18 protein-coding genes are annotated in these 19,364 nt (G+C 60.1%); 7 read left to right on the forward strand and 11 right to left on the reverse strand.

The features are described from left to right. Positions 1-81: 81 nt before the first annotated feature. From CLR77_RS05535 to CLR77_RS05580, 10 genes are all read right to left on the reverse strand, one after another. Positions 82-474 (reverse strand): hypothetical protein, encoded by a 393-nt coding sequence (locus tag CLR77_RS05535; RefSeq protein ID WP_097459547.1) that lies wholly within the window; start codon positions 472-474, stop codon positions 82-84. A gap of 367 nt (positions 475-841) precedes the next feature. Then, entirely contained in the window at positions 842-1,846 is a 1,005-nt protein-coding gene (locus CLR77_RS05540) for an acyl-ACP desaturase (protein ID WP_319823064.1), read from the reverse strand. 302 nt (positions 1,847-2,148) lie between these two features. Further along, entirely contained in the window at positions 2,149-3,879 is a 1,731-nt protein-coding gene (locus CLR77_RS05545) for a GGDEF domain-containing protein (RefSeq protein WP_097459549.1), read from the reverse strand. A gap of 148 nt (positions 3,880-4,027) precedes the next feature. Then, complete coding sequence (gene rluF, locus CLR77_RS05550; RefSeq protein ID WP_097459709.1) at positions 4,028-4,837, reverse strand: 23S rRNA pseudouridine(2604) synthase RluF; 810 nt, start codon at positions 4,835-4,837, stop codon at positions 4,028-4,030. A gap of 126 nt (positions 4,838-4,963) precedes the next feature. Next, positions 4,964-5,401 (reverse strand): group I truncated hemoglobin, encoded by a 438-nt coding sequence (locus CLR77_RS05555; RefSeq protein ID WP_097459550.1) that lies wholly within the window; start codon positions 5,399-5,401, stop codon positions 4,964-4,966. Between the two features lie 18 nt (positions 5,402-5,419). Continuing rightward, positions 5,420-6,265, reverse strand: a complete 846-nt coding sequence (locus tag CLR77_RS05560) for a DUF3034 family protein (protein ID WP_227519809.1) — start codon at positions 6,263-6,265, stop codon at positions 5,420-5,422. Next, entirely contained in the window at positions 6,262-8,661 is a 2,400-nt protein-coding gene (locus CLR77_RS05565) for a putative bifunctional diguanylate cyclase/phosphodiesterase (protein WP_097459552.1), read from the reverse strand. The genes CLR77_RS05560 and CLR77_RS05565 overlap by 4 nt, the downstream gene beginning before the upstream one ends. Then, entirely contained in the window at positions 8,658-9,416 is a 759-nt protein-coding gene (locus CLR77_RS05570) for a methylamine utilization protein (protein WP_097459553.1), read from the reverse strand. The genes CLR77_RS05565 and CLR77_RS05570 overlap by 4 nt, the downstream gene beginning before the upstream one ends. Before the next feature lie 19 nt (positions 9,417-9,435). Then, positions 9,436-10,089, reverse strand: coding sequence for a hypothetical protein (locus tag CLR77_RS05575; protein ID WP_097459554.1), 654 nt, complete (start codon positions 10,087-10,089; stop codon positions 9,436-9,438). A 329-nt stretch (positions 10,090-10,418) separates the two neighbouring features. Further along, positions 10,419-11,777 carry an MATE family efflux transporter gene (locus tag CLR77_RS05580; protein ID WP_227519810.1) on the reverse strand — a complete coding sequence of 453 codons (1,359 nt, stop codon included), beginning with the start codon at positions 11,775-11,777 and terminating at the stop codon, positions 10,419-10,421. 234 nt (positions 11,778-12,011) lie between these two features. On the opposite strand from CLR77_RS05580, the gene coxB reads away from it, so the two are divergent. From coxB to CLR77_RS05595, 3 genes are all read left to right on the forward strand, one after another. After that, positions 12,012-13,139, forward strand: a complete 1,128-nt coding sequence (coxB, locus tag CLR77_RS05585; protein WP_097459556.1) for a cytochrome c oxidase subunit II — start codon at positions 12,012-12,014, stop codon at positions 13,137-13,139. A 79-nt stretch (positions 13,140-13,218) separates the two neighbouring features. Further along, positions 13,219-14,808, forward strand: a complete 1,590-nt coding sequence (ctaD, locus tag CLR77_RS05590) for a cytochrome c oxidase subunit I (RefSeq protein ID WP_097459557.1) — start codon at positions 13,219-13,221, stop codon at positions 14,806-14,808. A gap of 27 nt (positions 14,809-14,835) precedes the next feature. Then, entirely contained in the window at positions 14,836-15,723 is an 888-nt protein-coding gene (locus CLR77_RS05595) for a cytochrome c oxidase subunit 3 (protein WP_097459558.1), read from the forward strand. A gap of 7 nt (positions 15,724-15,730) precedes the next feature. On the opposite strand, the gene CLR77_RS05600 is transcribed toward CLR77_RS05595, so the two are convergent. Next, positions 15,731-15,934, reverse strand: a complete 204-nt coding sequence (locus CLR77_RS05600) for a twin transmembrane helix small protein (protein WP_097459559.1) — start codon at positions 15,932-15,934, stop codon at positions 15,731-15,733. Positions 15,935-15,988: 54 nt separating this feature from the next. Here CLR77_RS05600 and CLR77_RS05605 point away from each other — a divergent pair, with 54 nt between their 5' ends. The 4 genes from CLR77_RS05605 to cyoE are packed head-to-tail and all read left to right on the forward strand — an operon-like array spanning position 15,989 to position 19,362. After that, positions 15,989-16,726, forward strand: coding sequence for an SURF1 family protein (locus CLR77_RS05605; protein ID WP_227519811.1), 738 nt, complete (start codon positions 15,989-15,991; stop codon positions 16,724-16,726). After that, a complete protein-coding gene (locus tag CLR77_RS05610; protein WP_097459560.1) occupies positions 16,707-17,327 on the forward strand; it encodes a hypothetical protein in 621 nt (206 codons plus the stop codon). Before CLR77_RS05605 ends, CLR77_RS05610 begins: the two co-directional genes overlap by 20 nt. 38 nt (positions 17,328-17,365) lie before the next feature. Further along, positions 17,366-18,466: a COX15/CtaA family protein gene (locus CLR77_RS05615; protein ID WP_097459561.1), complete on the forward strand. Its 1,101-nt coding sequence runs from the start codon at positions 17,366-17,368 to the stop codon at positions 18,464-18,466. After that, positions 18,463-19,362 carry a heme o synthase gene (gene cyoE, locus CLR77_RS05620; protein WP_097459562.1) on the forward strand — a complete coding sequence of 300 codons (900 nt, stop codon included), beginning with the start codon at positions 18,463-18,465 and terminating at the stop codon, positions 19,360-19,362. Before CLR77_RS05615 ends, cyoE begins: the two co-directional genes overlap by 4 nt. The last annotated feature ends 2 nt before the right edge of the window (positions 19,363-19,364 follow it).

Below are 19,364 nucleotides of genomic sequence, written 5' to 3' on the forward strand. Positions count from 1 at the left end.
CACCCGGAAACGCCGACTGTCATGCCGGTGCCTCTGCCCTCCGCCGATTCCTGGCGCCCATATGCGGGTATCTCCGGTGCCTTAGTTGAGCGTATAACCGAAGGTGAAAATGAGTCCGGCGTCTCCCAGCACGACAGCCTGCACATTGGCCCGTTTGAACTGGTAGCCCAGAGCGGGCAGCACGGCCAGTCCCAATCCCCGGTAATTAAAGGGCACCTTGTCTTTGTACTCACCGACGTAGCCATAGAGGGGGCCGGCCGTGAGCTTTATATAAAGGCTGTCCGAAAGCCGCGGCAAAAACCAGCGTCTACCGGCATATAGGTAAACGCAGGGTTGATAGAATGAGTTCTTGAAGAATGCTCCTCCCAGCTCCCAGCGGTCGGGGTTCTCCCATTCGGCACCCACGAGTTTTGCCCAGGCATTATGGGTGGTGTCGCTATTCCAGTGCACGACATAGGGGCCGGCCTGGACCATGAGTGTGCCGTTTCCCAGCGGCCCTGCCGCACGGGCATGGTTAGCGATGGTAAGTAGACATAACCAAAGCGTAAGAGTGGTGATAGATGGTCGCTTGCGAGTGGTGAGAGAAAACATGGGTTATAGGCTCTTAAAGGCTGCAGTTTGGCATGCCGCGAGTGCAAGCCGTAGCTTACTCGCCGATGGAATATCCCGATAGAGGAAAAACGCGGCATGGCGTTGATCGGGTCGATCCGCTGATGATGTGTGTCAGGGAATTGAGCAGGGAGTGGGGCCCGTCGGATAGGGCGGGCCCGAGAGGCGTTCGTTGAGCGGCAGCCATCTGGGGTGACTGCCGTGCCGGTATGCCGGGTACAGGATCCGCCGGTCAGGAAAAGGCGATATCGCGCCGATAGAGAAAGTCGAAGGCGTAGGCACGTGGTTTTGTGCGCTTTTCCTGAATGCCACTCAGCCGGTCGAGTCGATCCGGGAGGGCCATCATCTTGTCCTGCGCCTCACGTCCGGCTGCATCCGTCGGCACCAGATCCGCAATGCCCCAGGACTCGAGGCAATCGGAAACTACCTTCCGGTAGTCGCGTGGGCCATAGATGCCGGAACGGCGCACCACTTCTGCCATATCCTCGTAACCGGCGATATTGTGGCCGGGCATGGCCAGGCGGGGCATGACTTTCAGTGCCGACTGCATGGCGCCGGTGGAGTCGATTTCCAGCAGCCCCTTGAAGGCATCCCGATAGAAGCGGTGATGACGTGCTTCGTCCCCGGCGATATGCGCCAGAATGCGTTGGATGCGCGGTTCGTACTTGCCGGCGATCTTGCCGGTATTGGCGTGGGCGACCTGTGTCGCGCGCTCCTGCAGGCTGGTGTATGCCAGCAGTTGGTAAGGATCGTTATGCCACTCCGGATCGAAGCCGGCTTCGAGGTACTGGTATTGCAGCTTCTCGAAAGCGCCCATATCGAACAGCCGGGCATCCCGTACGTAATCGTGCAGGGCACAGCCGTGGCGATCCTCTTCCGCTGTCCAAAGGAAGTTCCAGCGTGACCAAGCGTTGTCGTTGCCCATATAGACGGCAATCAGACGGTGGAAATGGGGCAGCCCCTCTTCCGTCAGCAGGTTGAGCGCCAGGGACACGCGTACGCTATCCGGCAGGCCGCGGGCATTTTCGGGCAGCTCGGCACGGACGCGCTCGTCTTCCTCGCTCAGTTCCTCGCTGGCAGGCAGGAAGTCGTTGGGGAACCACAGGCGGCGCTCACCGATATGGCGTTCCATGAGGTCCGCCACCAGCGGTTCCAAGGCAGTCAGCGCTTCGGCCTTGGCGGTTGGCGATAGACGTTGAGCGTTAGGCGTTGTGATGGGGGCATCCTCTTTCTTCAGATTGAGCGCACTCTGGCAGTGTGAGCCAGAGAGATGACAATTGCATGAATTTGAGCGTACAGGTGTACCGTCTTTAGACGGTAACATCTCATGGCCTACGACGACAAGTCGTAATCGCCGGGTTTTCGGGTTACTACCAGGTGCGATGGGATGCCTGAATCAAGCGTCTGCGTCACGCGGGGCTGCGGGGCTGCGGGGCTGATGGTGAATTCCCGGGTTGGCGTGACAGCGAGGGCTTTTGGCGTACGAATGTTTCTTCCGGGGAGGGGGTGGGCCTTTTGTAGTGCCAGCCTTCGGCGGCCTCAAACGCAGGAGCTGCCGTTTTCCGGCGGCAAGGTGTCACGGTGGATGATAAAGACCCGGTTGCGGCCGGCAGCCTTGGATCGATACAGGGCCCGGTCGGCTTCCTGCAAGGCCAGCTCCATGCTGTCTCCGCTCTGGACCAGGTAGGCGCCGATGCTGACGGTTACGGCGTTGTTGTTGATGCTGACATTTTCGGTGATCGCGCGACAGATGCGATCGGACAGTCCGTTCAGGATGTCTCCGCTGCAAGGCGATAAGGTGACCAGGAATTCGTCGCCACCCCAACGACTGGCGTGATCGTACGGGCGGATATGCAGGCCGATCTGCTCAGAGACGGCTTTGAGCGCGGCATCGCCGGTCGGATGGCCGTGGCGGTCATTGATGTCCTTGAAATTGTCCACGTCGATCAGGACCAGCCCGAAACGGGCCTCTTCCCGTCGTGCCCGTTCGAAGGCCTCTTCCAGGTTTTCGCTCATGCCCCGGCGGTTGAGCAGGCCGGTCAGCGGATCGATGCGGGCCTGACGCTGTAGGTCCCGGGTGCGGGATTCCACGGTATCCCGCAGGATCTGTGCCTGATTGGCCACGGCATTCGCCATGGCCCCGAAGTGCGTGTTCAGGCGCCCCAGTTCGCCCGCGGCGGCTGGCAGATGCAAGGGCGGCTCACCGCCGGCCTGGAAGTCCCGAACAGCCGCGTCGAGGCGGTTGATGGGCCGGATGACGATCCGGCGGACGAAAAAGTGAAACACCAGCAGTGAGAGGATCAGGGCAACCCCGAAAACGCCGGCCACTGGCAGGAAAATCCGGAACGGCAGCAATACGTCGAGATCGAGCAGCGTGACTTCGTACCAGCCGATGGTCGGTAAGTAGGCCACCCCGGCCAGTTGACGCTTACCCTCAACGTTGACGAAAGCGGTTTCGACATGGTGTTTGGCGGTCGGCTGCAGGAGCTGTTTCATCATCCGATGGATGGCCTGTTGATCCGATGGCCGGGCCATTAGAAGGTCGATGGTGTTTTTTTGGCCTTCTGGTTTAACGAAGCTGGCGTAATCGATGTATTTGGTATCGCGGTAGAGCTGGATGGCGCCGTTTTCATCCACAAACAGCGTATTGACCCCGGCCTTATTGAGATCCACGATGTTCTTCAGGAAGCTTTCCAGGTCGATACCGGTGCCGGCGACCCCCAGGATCTTCTGGGTCTGCTTATCCTTGACCAGCACGTCGATCCAGAGCTTGGTGATTCCCAGATTCTCGTCCGGATTGACATTGAGATGGAACGACATGTCGTTCTGGATCAATTGATAGAACCAGGCATCCGCCGGATTCTGGGGATTCAGGTGATAACGTAGTTGTTTGCCGGCGTATTCGTTGGCGGCGTTGTTGAAGTAGTAGGCGTTGTTGGTGTGCAGCGCGACGAAATAGTTCCTGTCGGCGAAGTTGAGGCGGAAACGTTCCATTTCCGCAATGGCCTGGTCTTTCAGTCGCGGGTCGTCGGGATGCTTGGCCCAGTTCTGGATAATGGGTGAATCGGCCAGTTGCCGGGAAAGGCCGATTTCCCGGTCCACCGCCTGCAGCAGGCGAGAGCTGTCATAGCGTACCTCGATGTCGGCGACATCCCGCCCCCACCGCTCCACGATGGTATCGGTGACTCGTTGGAAGATCAGCCATGACGCGAGGCAGGTACTGATAATTAACGCGGATAGCACGCATAAAAGGCGTGTATTCAGACTCACGCAGGCTTTCCCGATACTGGTGACGGCCAATCCGGGAGAACCGTCGCGTCAGCGCCTGAACTTCTAACCCGGAAGCACATATATCCACACAGAGTATAAGCGAATACAAGCCCTTTGCGGTGCTTCATCTCTGGAAAATGCCGGTATTTTATCGCGTCGTACGACGTGCCGGTGCACCACGGGATAGTTTTCCGCGGTTTCGGGGGCGTGGCGGACTGTCAGCGGCGGTTTTGCTGGAGCCGGCTACGGCTTGATTGATCTGTGCCTTTTCCTCTGCAGTCAGGTTGCGCCATTGTCCGGGTTTCAGGTTACCCAGTTGGACATTCATGATGCGGATGCGCTTCAACCGCGTGACGTTGTAGCCCAGGTATTCGCACATGCGACGGATTTGGCGATTGAGCCCCTGGGTCAGGATGATGCGGAACTGGAAGCGCCCTTCGACAAACACCTGGCACGGCTTGGTCACGGTATCGAGAATGGGTATGCCGCTCGACATCCGCTGTACAAAGTGGGTGTCTATGGGTTTGTCGACGGTGACCAGGTACTCCTTGTCGTGAGCGTTCTCTGCCCGCAGGATCTTGTTGACGATATCGCCGTCGGTGGTCAGGAAGATCAGCCCCTCGGACGGTTTATCGAGCCGCCCGATGGGAAAGATGCGCTGCCTGTGGCCAATTGCGTCGACGATATTGCCTTTGACGTGGCGTTCGGTGGTGCAGGTGATACCGACGGGTTTGTTGTAGGCGATATAGATCCGGTCCGACTTGTTGGCCGCCGAAGCCTTGATTTTGCGGCCATCCACCTGGACTTCATCGCCGGGCATGCATCGCGTGCCCATGATCGCCACCTGGCCATTCAGGACGACCCTGCCCTGCTCGATCAGTTTGTCCGCTTCCCGGCGCGAGCAGAAGCCGGAGTCGCTGATGAATTTATTGAGGCGGATTCCGGTGCTGTCGGTCAACGTCGCGTCTCGATCGGTTTTTGGGATAAGCGCTGATGATAGCAGCATATCTTCGCTATGATTTCGGCCAATTCTCCTGGCAAATCGGCTGCGGCACAAGTGCGTAGGATCGGTGCTTTACAGGCTTCACTTTCCCACTATCTGCGCATGCATCGGGGCCAGTTTTCCCAGTAGCCGGTTCTGGGCACTGATGGGCACCCTGCGCTTCTCCATGGCCAGAATAAGGTCTTCCACCAGCGCATTGAAATCGGCATCAGTCAGGTGCATGCCGGCGTGGACCTTATGCATGTTATCGCCGCCGTAATGACAGGGGCCGCCACTGAGCTGACAAAACTGGTTGGTGAGGCGTTTCTGCAAGCGGTCGGCGTTGACGCCCGCGAAGTAGTGGTTGATGCGGTCGTCATCGACCACCTGATACAGGAACATGGTGACGGTTTTGGAAATACCGGCCTTGCCGCCCAGCTGTTGGTAAAGACTGTCACTGGCTGAAGGCATCGAACTGCAGGCGCCGAGTCCGCATAGGCAGAGTGCGGCCAGCAGGGTCCGGGTCAATCGTGGATACATGATCGTCGCTCCTCCTTTCTAGAAGCTGCCCTGCACGGAGAGATAGGGGCCGTTCTGGTGCTTGAGGCCGGCAATAGCGCCGAGGTCCACCCAGGCGGCGGTAACCGCCAGACTGCGATTGGGCACATAGGCGACGAAGAGATCCATCCAATCGTCCTCTTTGGCAAAATTCAGGTTGTCCGGTTTTTGCCGGTATTCTGTTCCAACCAGCCATTGTCGGTTGACGAAGACACCGGCACTGCCCTCAAACTCCGGCTGATAGCGGTCATGCTTGTCGCCACCGAAGCCAAGGAAGCCTGTCTGGTTGGCCTTGGTGGCTCGAATATCGGCGTTGAGCAGCAGGTTGCGTCCGGCAACGACACCGAAGAACAGTTTGCTGGCCGCCAGGTAAACATCGGTGCCGGAGCTGCTGCGGGCACCGACGGCACTGGGCAGGGCGAAGTTGCGATCGTGCTTGTGTTCTATGCCGAGACTCCACTCTCCCCAGCGGTTGTAGAGCGCGCTGCCGTAAAGGCGGACCTTGAGACCCAGGGTATCCATCGACAGCCTGCCGCCCAGGGTGTCGAGATCAAGTCGCTGGCGAGCCAGGCTGAGCTCGACACGATTGTCGAAGCTGACGGCCGCTGCGGTCACATTCAGCGTGTAATCCTGGAGATGGGCGGTGGATTGCGCCACGGTGCCTCCCCACTGCTGGCTGCTGTCATAGCCGGCGATCAGCGCCCAGGGCGTAAGTCCACCGCCTGCCGCACCCTCGAAGGAGGTAACCCCCCCTGTGGCCCACAGGCGGCTACCGGGAGCGGCAGAGGCGAGACTTGGCGCCAGGCCCAAAACGCCGGCAATGATGAGTGGAACAAGCGATTTCACGATGGTCTCCTGTGGTCGCGGCTACCGGGGCTTTCGGGGGCCTTCATCAAGTGGCGGCGCCGTGCGTCGAAATCCGTTTCCCAGTCGATGATATCGTCCACCGCCAGGGGCTTCGCGATCAGGTAGCCCTGAGCGGTATCGCAGCCGAACTGGGCCAGCAGGTGCCAGCTTTCGATGTTCTCTACGCCTTCTGCCACGATGTCGACGCCCAGGTTATGTCCGAGATCGATCGTCGAGCGTACGATCATCTGATCTTCCGGGCTGCTGTTCAGCTTGAGTACGAAGGACTTGTCGATTTTCAGCTCGTCGACGGGGAGCCGCTTCAATTGGGCGAGGGAGGAGTAACCGGTGCCAAAGTCATCGATGGCGATCCGCAACCCCATCGCCTTGAGACCGTCGAGGATCCGGACAGCCTGTTCAGGATCTCGGATGAGCGCGCTTTCGGTGACTTCACAGGTGATGCGATCCCGTGGCACCGGACTCTCCTTCAGCCGTTCTTCGAGAATGACCAGAAGGTCGCCGTTGCTGAGATCCTGTGCCGACAGGTTGATAGCGACCCCATAGTGTCGACCTGATTCCCACCAGTCCGACAACTGCGTGATGACACGTTCGAGCACCCAGCGGGTGAGGATACCGATTTGTCCCGACCGTTCGGCCAGGGCGATAAATTCGTCCGGCGGTATAAACCCCATCTCGGGATGGCGCCAGCGAATCAAGGCTTCGAATTGGCTGAGACTGGCGTCGCCCAGATCGATCTTTGGCTGGTAGAGCATGAACATGTGGCCAGCCTCCAGCGCGGGAATCAGGTCCCGGATAATGGTCAGTTCGCGCAGGTGGCTTTCGTCCATGCCCGTTTCGTAATACACCGTCTGGCCGTTGGCGGTTCGCGATTGACTCAGGGCTATGGCAGAACGGCGCCAAAGACTGTTCAGGGTGTCGGCATGTTCAGGCAGGCGTAATACGCCGATTACCATGTGCAGGGTGATGGGGGTGTCCATCAGGCGAATGGGTTGCTCGATCCGTTCGCGTAGGTTGAGAATATGTCGTGTCAGGTCGTCGCGATCCATGCCGGAGGGGCTTCTGTCCGGTAATAGTGCCATGAAATCGTTGCCGCCAATGCGCGCAAGATAGCCATCGCCCCCGATAAAGGCCCGTATGCGCAGGGCGGCGGACTGCAGGACCTGGTCGCCCATCTGATAGCCAAGAGTGTCGTTGATCTCCTTGAACTCGCGTACTGAGAGGCGCAGAACGGTACCCGGCTGGCGCTCCACCAGGCGAACACGCAGGATTTCGTCCATGGCGGTACGGTTGGGCAGGCCGGTCAGGCTATCGTGGCGGGCCTGGAAGCGGATACGACCTTCCCGTTCGCGAATCCGTTCCTGCAGGGTTTCCAGCGTCTGCGCCAGTAGTCCTACTTCGCCCCTGTCACGGATGTCCGGGCGAGGCACGGTTTCTCCGGCACCAATGCGCTGTGCGAAGTGGCTCAACGTCAGGATGGGGCGGCCGATGGTACGGGCCACCCAGACGGCCGCCACAACGGACAGCAGCATGGCAATCCCGAACAGCAGCAACAGGTTGGCTTCCAGTGAGCGGTAACCGGCCAGTATCTGGGCTTTATCCAGCATCAGGAGGGCATCGACCCGGTACTCAGGGCTTTCCGCCAGGATTGAGGTCATGGAGAGAAAGTGCGGGCTCTCCAGCAGGCGCCTCCGCTCACCCGGTTGTTCAGGCAACTGGTCTCGCAACGATGTCAGGCGTGTTTTGGGCAGGGTGGAAACGGCATAACGCCCACCCTGCTGGTCCTGTCCCCAAAAGGCGACGTCGAGTTGGGTCAGCCGACTCAGCGAATGGGCCAGGGTCGCATCGAGCCTGAAACCCATACCGACCCAGGCGATGGGCTGAGGGGCCTTGACCGGGACCAATACCATGAGAAAAGCCTGGTGCCGGTACATGACAACCGACGCCGCTTGGCCAGCCATGCGGGCCTGTTGCAGCAGTGCCGGAAAGGGAAAGGGGCCGGACATGGCGTCGACGGCGGGAACTTCCGCTTCGATGCGCCCTTGAATATTACTGAGAATGACCAGGTTGGCGTGGGCGCGATCGCCATGATTGGCCAGGACCGACTCCAGTGTGGGCTTGTCACCGGTTGCCACCGCTGACTTGAAACCGAAGTCGTCCGCGAGCACTCGCACGGTGCTCAGTAGCTGGGCCTGTCGGCCGACAATCAATTGGTGCAGAACGCGGACGCCCACATCCAATTTTTCGTGGGCACGACTGAAGGCCTCCTGACGGGCGGCACGCAACACAGCGAAGGCAGTAACCAATTGCGCGATAATAATCAGGCATAGCAGTGTGACCAGCAGTCTGCCGCGAAAACCGAGGCGTCGACTGCTCACGGATTCAGCCGGTTGAAGCGTTGCTGGAGGTTGGACAGGGGTTCGGGGGCTTTGATCGGCGGTTTCACATCGAGGGTCATCGTGACCTCGGTGGTTCGGGTGGTATCAACCTGTCGGGTGGGACGATCAGCCTGCGCGGCGAGCCAGGGATGCCAAACCTTCAGTGTCACATTTCCGAGGGGGAGGCCGGAAAGCGTGATCTGTCCCCGGGCATCCGTCTTACCCCAGGCGGGAGACTCGGTCACGATAATATATCCCCGCATGGTGTCGTGAATATTGCATCCGAGAACGACGACGCCGGGCTTATCGAAGGGAATGGGTTTCTTGGGTTGACCGGCGTAAAGGTCGATTTCAAAAACTTTTGGCGGAGAGAACGAATAGACTTCGTGGCGGGTGGTGTCGCGGTTGGGAAAGGCGACCAGACTGCCCCGCGGCACCACCAGCACGTGAGGCACGAAAGCACGATGCTCCTGTGCCATGATTGCGGGTGTCGCGGTGGGTGGCGGCGCGGCGCTACCCCGCCAATTGGCAGTGACCACCGCATTGTCTAGTGGCTTGCCGTCAGCGTTCCTCACGGTGACCGACAGGGTGGCCGCCTGGGCGCCGCCCAGGCAGAGACAGAAACCGAGTGCCAAAGCGAGACCGCGCCACAGCCACCCCGGCCCGGCACCCACGAGGGCGATGATACCGGTGCGGTTACTTTGTGGCGACGGGCGCCTGTTCCGGGGATGTCCTGCGATTGGTGATGCATTCACCGTAGCTTCCTGGGGCCCTTCAGACTGGCCGCCGGTAATTGAACTGAAAACCAATGTGATTACGCAGCAGGAGGTCGCGCCAGTATTCACGCATCCAGTTCCAGGCCGTGTGGCGTACCTGTTCGACAAAGGGGTCGAGATTGAGTTCATAGTAATCGGGCGTGCCGGCGATCTGGCGGACCGTGATCAAAATGGCCTGGTCCAGTTCGTTGGCAAAGGGTTCGCCGATCAAATGATGTGTCAGCAGATTGGCCTGGGTGGCTTCGACCTCGACCAGCTGGCTGTTGCGAATGGATTTGTTGTTTTCATACATCTCCTCCATCAGCCGGTGGCACAGATAGGCCTTGATCAACAGACCGTCCAGCCCATCGTAACGGGCCAGCAGCATCGAAGGCTGCACAAAATAGTTGATGGCGGCCGATGTGAATGGACGGAACAGGGCTTGTTTGTTCGCTTCGCGTGCGCACACGCCGACACACTCGATCAGGCGGGGTGCCATCTCGATGTATTCGATCGCGAACTGCAGCAGGCAATGCCGGGGGTCGCGATGGCGTATTGTCACGATGGGCGGCAGCTCGGTCAGGCGCGCCGCGATATGCCGGCGGAACTGACCTGACAACGTTTCCTGCTGCTTGGCCTGATCGATGATGCTGAAGACCGTTTCTGGTGTCATGAACGGTACTGCTACTCTTTCGTACATCAATTCCCTGCCGACCGTGGAATGTGCAAATCCAGAGGTGACAATGCCGGGCTGGAGAAGCCTCTCCTGAGTGTAAACACGTCGGCTCCAATTCCTGTCAGTGCCCTGTCGAACTCGGTACGACGCGGGCTAACGGCAACCTGTCTGTCGATGTTGAACCTGCCTGGGCCAGAGAAGGCGCCGTGATGCGGGGCGATCAATGGCAATCATTCTCAGTGTAGTCGAGACTGCGAATCTTGCGCGCAATCGGCAGGATTTCGGGCTGTCCGCTTGGGCCATTCCCTGTGGGCAAACAATGACTTTTAGAACCAGCGCCAAGGTCGCGAAAGCCGGCGGAAGCCCCAACCGAGGGTGAGTCCGCGGCTCAGCATGAACAACGTCAGGGCAAACCAGAGGCCATGGTTGCCGAAAGGGCGTGTCAGCCACCATGCCGGCAGGAAGATCAGGAACACCGAGGCCAGCATGGTGTTCTGCATCGCGCGGGTCTGTACCGCTCCGATGAAGATGCCGTCGAGCAGGTAACTCCATACGGCGGCCAACGGCAGGATCCAGACCCAGGGCAGATAGTCCCCTGCGGTCGTCAGGACGGCGGGAATGTCGGTCAGTCCTGCGATGATCAGGTGACCGCCGATCAGGAACACCAGCGAGAATAATACTGCCGCCAGCAGGGCCCAGCGCAGTGCCGTCACGCAGACAGCCTTGAACAGCGCTTTGTCGCGGCGACCGACGGCTTCCCCGACCAAGGCTTCGGCGCCGTTGGCGAAACCATCCAGGCCGTTGGATATCAGCATCAGGAAGGTCAGAAGCACGGCATTGGCGGCGACGATGGTGTCGCCCTGGCGCGCGCCCTGCGCGGTAAAGAACGCAAATGTCAGCAGCAGGCAAAGGGTGCGGACCAATAGATAGCGATTGACGTGCAGGATGTCGGCATAGTCCCGCCAGTGCCAGAGGCGCTCAAAAGCAATGGGTTCATCCCGTGGGCGCTGCCGCCAGACCAGCCAGAGGCCCAGTCCGGTGGCCAGGTATTCCGCCAACAGTGTTGCCAGGGCGACACCGCTGCTGTTCCAGCCCAGACCGGTGACGAAGGTGATATCCAGCAACATGTTGAGCCCGTTGGCGGCGATCATCACCAGCATCGGGCCGCGTGGGTATTGTACGCCGATCAGCCATCCCACCACCGTGTACTGGCAGAGTACCGCGGGTGCACTCCAGATGCGGATGTCGGCATAGTCCGTTGCCAGGACGGTAACCGCGGGGCTCGCCTGCATGAGATGCAGGCCGATATGAATCAGCGGCCATTGCAGCAGGATGATCAGCAGCCCGATGGCCAGTCCCAGCAGCAGCGATTGCAGGAGCAGGCGGTTGACAGCTGCCCCGTCACCGCGGCCCCGCGCCTGGGCCACCAGCCCGGTGGTGCCCATGCGCATAAAGCCAAAGGCCCAGTAAAGCACGCTGAACAGGTTGGCACCGACGGCAACGGCAGCCAGATAGTCCGGCTGCGACAGGTGGCCGAGCACAGCGGTGTCCACCAGACCCAGCAGGGGGACGGTGATATTGGTCAGCATCAGTGGCCAGGCCAGGCTCCAGAGTCGCTTGTCGAGGGCGCCCGGGGCATGGCAAAAGGCGGATAGCCACCCAGAGGATTGTTGGGAGTTAGGCATTTTTAAGGGCGCTAAGGAATAAAAACGAATTTTTAAGCTGGTTAAATTTTAACCAGATCTTTGAGAGTTATGGCCACACCTGTCTATACTGAAAGCGCGTAGAAAAGGTGTATCCGTGAAACGGCTTCCTGCACGGCCAGGTTGTTGCTGTTTTACCGGCTCCTGGCATGGCAAGCAGTACGGGAAGTGTCACGCAGAAGTTTACAACTATAAGAGAATCTGTGGAGACACGATATGCGCGTGCACGCTCTGTGGGCAGGGGTTCCTGTCGCACTTGTCCTGATGTCACCGAATGTGTCTGCTGACTGGGCGGTCAACCTGCCGCGGGGTGTGACGGAAGTCAGCCAGTCGATCTACCACCTCCACATGACCATCTTCTGGATCTGCGTTGTGATCGGCATCGTGGTGTTCGGTGTCATGCTCTGGTCCGTGCTGTTTCACCGCAAGTCCCTCGGGCACAAATCCGCCAATTTCCATGAACATACCCTGGTCGAAATAGCCTGGACCATCGTGCCCCTGCTGATCCTGGTGGCCATGGCGGTACCGGCGACGGCGACATTGCTGGATATGTACAACACCAGCAAGTCGGCGGTGGATATCAAGATCACAGGCTATCAGTGGAAATGGCATTACCAGTACCTGGATGACAAGTTCGGGTTCTTCAGTGTGCTGTCGACCCCCCAGGACGAAATCCACAACATGATGCCCAAGGACAAGTGGTACCTGCGGGAAGTGGATAAACCCCTGGTCCTGCCGGTCGGCGAGAAGGTCCGCTTCCTGGTGACCTCCAACGACGTGATCCATTCCTGGTGGGTGCCGGACCTGGGCGTGAAGAAAGACGCCATTCCCGGCTATATCAACGAAACCTGGGCCAGGATCGACAAGCCGGGCATCTACCGCGGCCAGTGCGCCGAACTCTGTGGCCAGGGCCATGCCTTCATGCCCATCGTGGTCAAGGCCGTGCCCAAGGCCGATTACGACAAGTGGGTTGCCGAACAGCGCAAGCAGGCCGAGCAGCTGGCCGCCCTGAACAGCAAGACCTGGACGATGGCCGAGTTGATGTCCCGCGGCAAGGATAAGTTCGACGCCAACTGTGCGGTCTGCCACCAGGCGACCGGCGTGGGGCAGCCGCCGACCATACCTCCGCTCAAAGGTCGACCCATTACCACCGGGCCGGACCCCAGCCAGCATATCTACACAGTGATCCATGGCCGCCCGGGCACCATGATGCCGGCTTTCGGCAAGCAACTGAGTCCGGTCGATATCGCCGCCATCATCACCTACGAGCGTAACGCCTGGGGCAACAACACCGGTCAGAAGGTGACGCCGCAGGAGGTGCTCAAGGCGGAACAGGAAAAATAGCGAGTCGGGAATCCGGTTAGGCGGAACAGCAGTTATTCCGGAACAGCAAGAATAACGATGACGTTAACGGGAGTTCACCATGAGTGCGGTCGTCGATACACATGCCGAGGAAGAGCATCACGCGCACGGCCCGGCCAAGGGCATAACCCGCTGGCTCTTCACGACCAATCACAAGGATATCGGGACCATGTACCTGATATTCAGCTTCACGATGTTCCTGCTGGCGGGCAGTTTCGCCATGGTCATCCGGGCGGAACTGTTCGAGCCGGGCATGCAGCTGGTCAGACCCGAGTTCTTCAACCAGATGACCACCATGCACGGGCTGACCATGATCTTCGGGGCGATCATGCCGGCCTTCGTTGGTCTGGCCAACTGGCAGATACCCATGATGATCGGCGCGCCGGATATGGCGCTGCCGAGATTGAACAACTGGAGTTTCTGGCTCCTGGTGGCCGGTTTTGTGCTACTGGAGTCGACCCTGTTTATGCCCGGCGGTGCCCCTAACTTCGGTTGGACGGCCTATGCGCCGCTATCGACCACTTACGGCCCGCCGAGCACCACCTACTTCATCTTCGCGGTCCACATGATGGGGATCTCCTCCATCATGGGGGCGATCAATATCATCGCCACCATCCTGAATCTGCGGGCCCCCGGGATGACGCTGATGAAAATGCCGCTGTTCGTCTGGACCTGGCTGATCACCGCCTTCCTGTTGATCGCGGTGATGCCGGTACTGGCCGGCACCGTGACCATGATGCTGATGGATATCCACTTCCACACCAGTTTCTTCAATGCGGCCGGCGGCGGCGACCCGGTGATGTACCAGCACATCTTCTGGTTCTTCGGGCATCCCGAGGTGTACATCATGATCCTGCCCGCCTTCGGCATTATCTCGGAGATCATTCCGACCTTTGCCCGTAAAAAGCTGTTCGGCTACACCTCCATGGTTTACGCGGTGGCCTCTATCGCCTTCCTGTCCTTCGTGGTCTGGGCGCACCACATGTTCACCGTGGGCATGCCGGTGGCTGGCGAAATCTTCTTTATGTACACCACCATGCTGATTGCGGTGCCGACCGGGGTAAAGGTCTTCAACTGGGTGGCGACCATGTTCCGCGGCTCAATGACCTTCGAGACGCCGATGCTGTTTGCCATTGCCTTTGTGGTGTTGTTCTCCATTGGCGGCTTCTCCGGTTTGATGCTGGCCATCGCGCCGGCGGATTTCCAGTATCAGGACACTTACTTCGTGGTGGCCCACTTCCACTATGTGCTGGTTTCCGGCGCCCTGTTCGGCATCTTCGCGGCTGTCTATTACTGGCTGCCGAAGTGGAGCGGGCGCATGTATGACGAGACCCTGGGCAAGACCCACTTCTGGCTGTCCTTCATCGGCATGAATGTGACCTTCTTCCCCATGCATTTCCTGGGGCTGGCCGGTATGCCGCGACGTATCCCGGATTACGCACTGCAGTTCACCGATTTCAATCAGGTGGCCAGTGTCGGCGCCTTCCTGTTCGGCGCTACCCAGCTCATTTTCCTGTTCCTGGTGATCAAGACCGTCAGGGCGGGCGAGCCGGCGACAGCAAAGGTTTGGGAAGGCTCCCATGGATTGGAATGGGATCTGCCTTCGCCGGCACCCTACCACTCCTGGACGACGCCGCCGGTCGTCGACTGACGCGGCAACGAAGCATCGGAGGCCGTCATGGCAAGCAAAGACCATTACTACGTACCGGATCACAGCGTCTGGCCGCTGGTGGCGACGGTCGGGCTATTCACGCTCCTGGCCAGCACCGGCACCATCATGATCAATTACACGGCCGGCAAACCCAGCAGCACGGCCTGGTTCTTCCTCATCGTGGCCATCGGCCTGATGGTGTTCATGCTGTTCGGCTGGTTTGGTCGTGTGGTCAAGGAGAGCCGGGCACGCCTTTACAACGAGCAGGTGGACAAGTCTTTCCGCTGGGGCATGAGCTGGTTCATTTTTTCGGAGGTGATGTTCTTCCTCGCTTTCTTCGGCGCGCTTTTCTACGTGCGGGAGTTTGCCCTTCCCTGGTTGAGCGGTCACGGCGGTCGTGCCGACACGGCGTTGCTCTGGCCGCATTTCACCTACAACTGGCCCCTGCTGAAAAATCCGGACCCCCAACTGTTCCAGGGACCGAAGAGCGGTGTCGATGCCTGGGGAATCGCGTTCTTCAACACCATCCTGCTGGTGACCTCGTCAGTGACCGTCACCATCGCCCATAAGTGCCTGAAGTCGAATAATCGTCGCGGCCTGACAGTCTGGCTTGCCCTGACGATTGTCCTGGGGATGACCTTCCTCGGTTGCCAGGCCTATGAATATCACCACGTCTACACGGCGCTGGGTATGAACCTGGGAGCCGGTATCTACAGCACGACCTTTTTCATGCTCACCGGGTTTCACGGCCTGCATGTGACGATCGGCGCCATCACGCTGACGGTGATGCTGGTACGGGTGTTACGGGGACACTTTTCGCCGGATTACCACTTCGGTTTCGAAGCCGCCAGTTGGTACTGGCACTTTGTGGACGTGGTCTGGATCTGCCTGTTCGTGTTCGTCTACATCCTGTAGCCCGCGTTCAAGGCGTGGGATTCAGGTGCAAGTGACCGGTCCACAGGGCAATGCCGATCAGGACCAGCAACAGTACGGACAGGGCGACACGGACGATCAGGGAGTTCAGGACGCGCTGACTGCGGCCACGGTCCCGCACCAGGAAAAAGAGGCCGCTGAAGAGGCTGACAATGACAGCCACTAGCACAATGACGATGAGCACTTTCAGCATAAGACTGGGCTCCGCCAGGACGAAGAAAGGTCTCCCTCACTATAGCAGAGCGCGATGTATTTATTCATGGGACGACAGGGCACCGCACGGCGGCAATGGTGCCCGAACTGGAAGATCTGGACCTTTTCCCTGGTCCTGCTGCCGATCCTCTGCGGATTGGGCGTCTGGCAGTTCGAGCGGGGGCGCGAAAAGGTGGTGCTGTTGCAGCAGTGGCATGCGCAGAGGGAACAGCCCCTGGCGGCGTTGCGTCATCCTCGCTGGGGGCAGCCGTTGAGAGCGACCGGCCATTATGACGGGCATTTCCAGTGGTTGCTGGATAACCGCACGCGAGACGGGCAGCCGGGTTATGAGGTGCTGGACCTGTTCCGAGTCGATGGCGGCCAGACGCTGGTAGTGAACCGGGGTTGGGTTCCAGCAGCTGTCAGCCGGGATGTGTTGCCGGCCTTCGCCACGCCGACGGCGCAGGTAACGATCCGGGCGCGGATAGCGGATTACCCGGAGCCCCCGCTACTCGGCGGTAAACGTGCGGAGGCTGGGTGGCCGAAGCGGATTCAGGCGCTCAAGCCGGAAGACGTGCACGACCTGACAGGGCAGTCCGCGGCCTATGTCGTGCGCCTGGAGAACGCCGACCAGCCGGGTGCCTTCCGGGTCGACTGGCCGATCCTGCGCATGGGGCCGGCGCGGCACTTTGGCTATTCGGCCCAGTGGTTCCTGATGGCACTGGTCCTGCTGGGCATGACGCTATGGGCGAGTTTCAGAAAGGTGTCCGACGATGACGATAAGTGCGAGTGAAACCATGCAGAGCCCGTCACCCGAAGTTGTGCGGCGCGGGCGTCTCAAGGTCGCCCTGATCTTTCTGATCGGTTTTTCCCCGTTCATTCTGGCGACCCTCATGTATTACAGCGGCTGGGGCATTCCCACGGGCCGGGTCAATCACGGTGAATTGCTGTTGCCGACGGTACCGGTGGCGCAATTGGGGTTGCGGGATATCGAGGGGCAGCCGCTGGCCGATCACTTTGCGCCAGCCGCCAGGAATCCGGCCTGGATGCTGCTCATACTGGCGCCCCGCTGCGATCAACGCTGTGTCGAACTGCTCCACACTGTCCGTCAGGTGAATATCGCACTGGGTAAGGATTCCAACCGGCTGAGCCGCGCCTTCTGGTCGTCCCAGCCGCCGGCGGGTCTCGATCTGGCCACCCTATATCCCCAACTGCTGCGTTTGCAGGCTATGCCGGCACCGGCCCTCTGGCCGGGCAAGGTGGAACCGTCGACCCTCCAGATCTATGTCGTCGATCCCCACGGCAATCTGGTTCTACGTTACGACCGGCAGGAAAAGGGCAAGGGGATGCTGGACGATCTGAAACGGTTGTTGAGGTTGTCGCAGATCGGCTGAGGTTTGCACCACAGACTCTGCATGAGGGGAGGCCCGCTATGGAACGCGCAGCGCATCTCAGTCTTCAGAAACGCCTCCATCGATGTCATCTCGTCAGGCGCCGCATGGGGCTCTGGGCGCTCGCGGCGGCCTGTCTGGCTGCGATGGTGGTGATGTTGGGGGCCTTTACCCGACTGGAGAACGCCGGACTCGGCTGCCCGGACTGGCCGGGTTGCTATGGCTTCCTGCACGTTCCCCAGAGCCCCCACGCCATTGCGATTGCCGAAACCCGTTTTCCCGATGATCCCGTAGTCGTGGACAAGGGCTGGCCGGAGATGATCCACCGTTATTTTGCGGGCACGCTGGGCCTGGTGGTGTTTGGTCTGGCCTTCTACGGCTGGCGCCACCGCCATGAAGGCGTGCCTGTGGGGCACGCGCTTGCCACGGCCGGGATGATCGTGCTGCAGGCAGCCTTCGGTATGTGGACAGTGACGCTCAAACTCTGGCCGCAGGTGGTGTCGGCCCACCTGTTGGGCGGCTTTACCACCGTCACCCTGCTCAGCCTGCTGTCGCTGCGCCTGTTGGGGCGTCGGCCGTCGCTGTCGCGGGGGTTGGAAATCCGGCTGGCTCACATGAAGCCCTGGGTCTATGCGGCGCTGGGGGTTGTGATTGCGCAAATCGCCCTCGGGGCCTGGACGGCCTCCAATTACGCGGCGATTGCCTGCACCCACTTTCCGTCCTGCAATGGCCAGTGGTGGCCGACGATGGATGTCCGGCAGGGATTTGACCTGTTGCAGACCATAGGCCCGAACTATCTGGGGGGGCAGATGGGAAGCGAAGCCCGCGTCGCGATTCACATGATGCACCGCCTCGGCGCCCTGGCCGTTGTATTGGTTGTGGGGACCCTGTTACTGCGGCTCTGGTGGATGACGCGGGGTACGGAACTGGCGCGTTGGGTGCTGCTGGCGGCGGCGGTGCTGACGATGCAGATTGCGCTGGGTATCAGCAATGTGGTTTTTCACCTGCCGCTGGCGGTCGCCGTGGCCCATAACGCGATGGGGGCCGGCCTGCTGCTGTCGATGGTCAATCTCGGTTGGCGCGTGCAGCACTGTCACGGCGAACAGTGGGTCGCCCTCCATCGCCGGGAGATGGCCGTATGAGCGAGCATCCGAAGGCGCTCCCGTCAACGGCAATGGCAGGTTGGCGGGATTATCTGGAGTTGACCAAGCCGCGAGTTGTCGCGCTGATGCTGCTGACATCGGTCATCGGCATGTTGCTGGCACGACAGTCGTTGCCCACCTGGCAGGTGTTGGTGTTCGGCAATCTGGGTATCGGGTTACTGGCGGGGGCCGCAGCGGTGGTCAATCATGTGGTCGACCGTAAGGTCGATAGTATTATGGCCCGCACCCGGCACCGGCCGCTGGTCGAAGGGCGAGTCGACAGCCTGGCGGCGTTGGCGTTTGCCGCCAATCTCGGTCTGCTCGGCACTATCGTGCTGGTCTGGCAGGTGAATGCCCTGACAGCCTGGCTGACCCTGGCTTCCCTGGTGGGCTATGCCGGTGTCTACACACTGTTCCTCAAGTACGCGACACCGCAGAACATCGTTATCGGTGGGCTCGCCGGGGCCATGCCGCCGCTGCTGGGTTGGGCCGCCGTTACCGGGCGTGTCGAACCCCATGCGCTGCTGTTGGTGCTGATCATTTTTGCCTGGACGCCGCCCCACTTCTGGGCGCTTGCCATTCATCGCAAAGCCGAGTACGCCAAGGCAGGAATTCCCATGCTGCCGGTGACCCACGGCAACCGTTATACGGAAATCCATATACTGCTCTACACACTGATGCTGCTGTCGGTCAGCCTGCTGCCGTTCGTCACTCATATGTCCGGTCTGCTCTACCTGACGGGCGCCCTGATCCTGGGGTTACGCTTTCTCGCATATGCCGTGAAGCTGTTGCGTGGCGATGACCGGCGAGTGGCCCTGGCCACGTTCAGGTACTCCATCGTCTATCTGATGGGGCTGTTTATCCTTCTGCTGGCGGACCACTACATGGTGTTTTAACG

It is taken from the genome of Mangrovitalea sediminis, assembly GCF_002514725.1.
GTDB classification, from domain to species: domain Bacteria; phylum Pseudomonadota; class Gammaproteobacteria; order Pseudomonadales; family Oleiphilaceae; genus Mangrovitalea; species Mangrovitalea sediminis.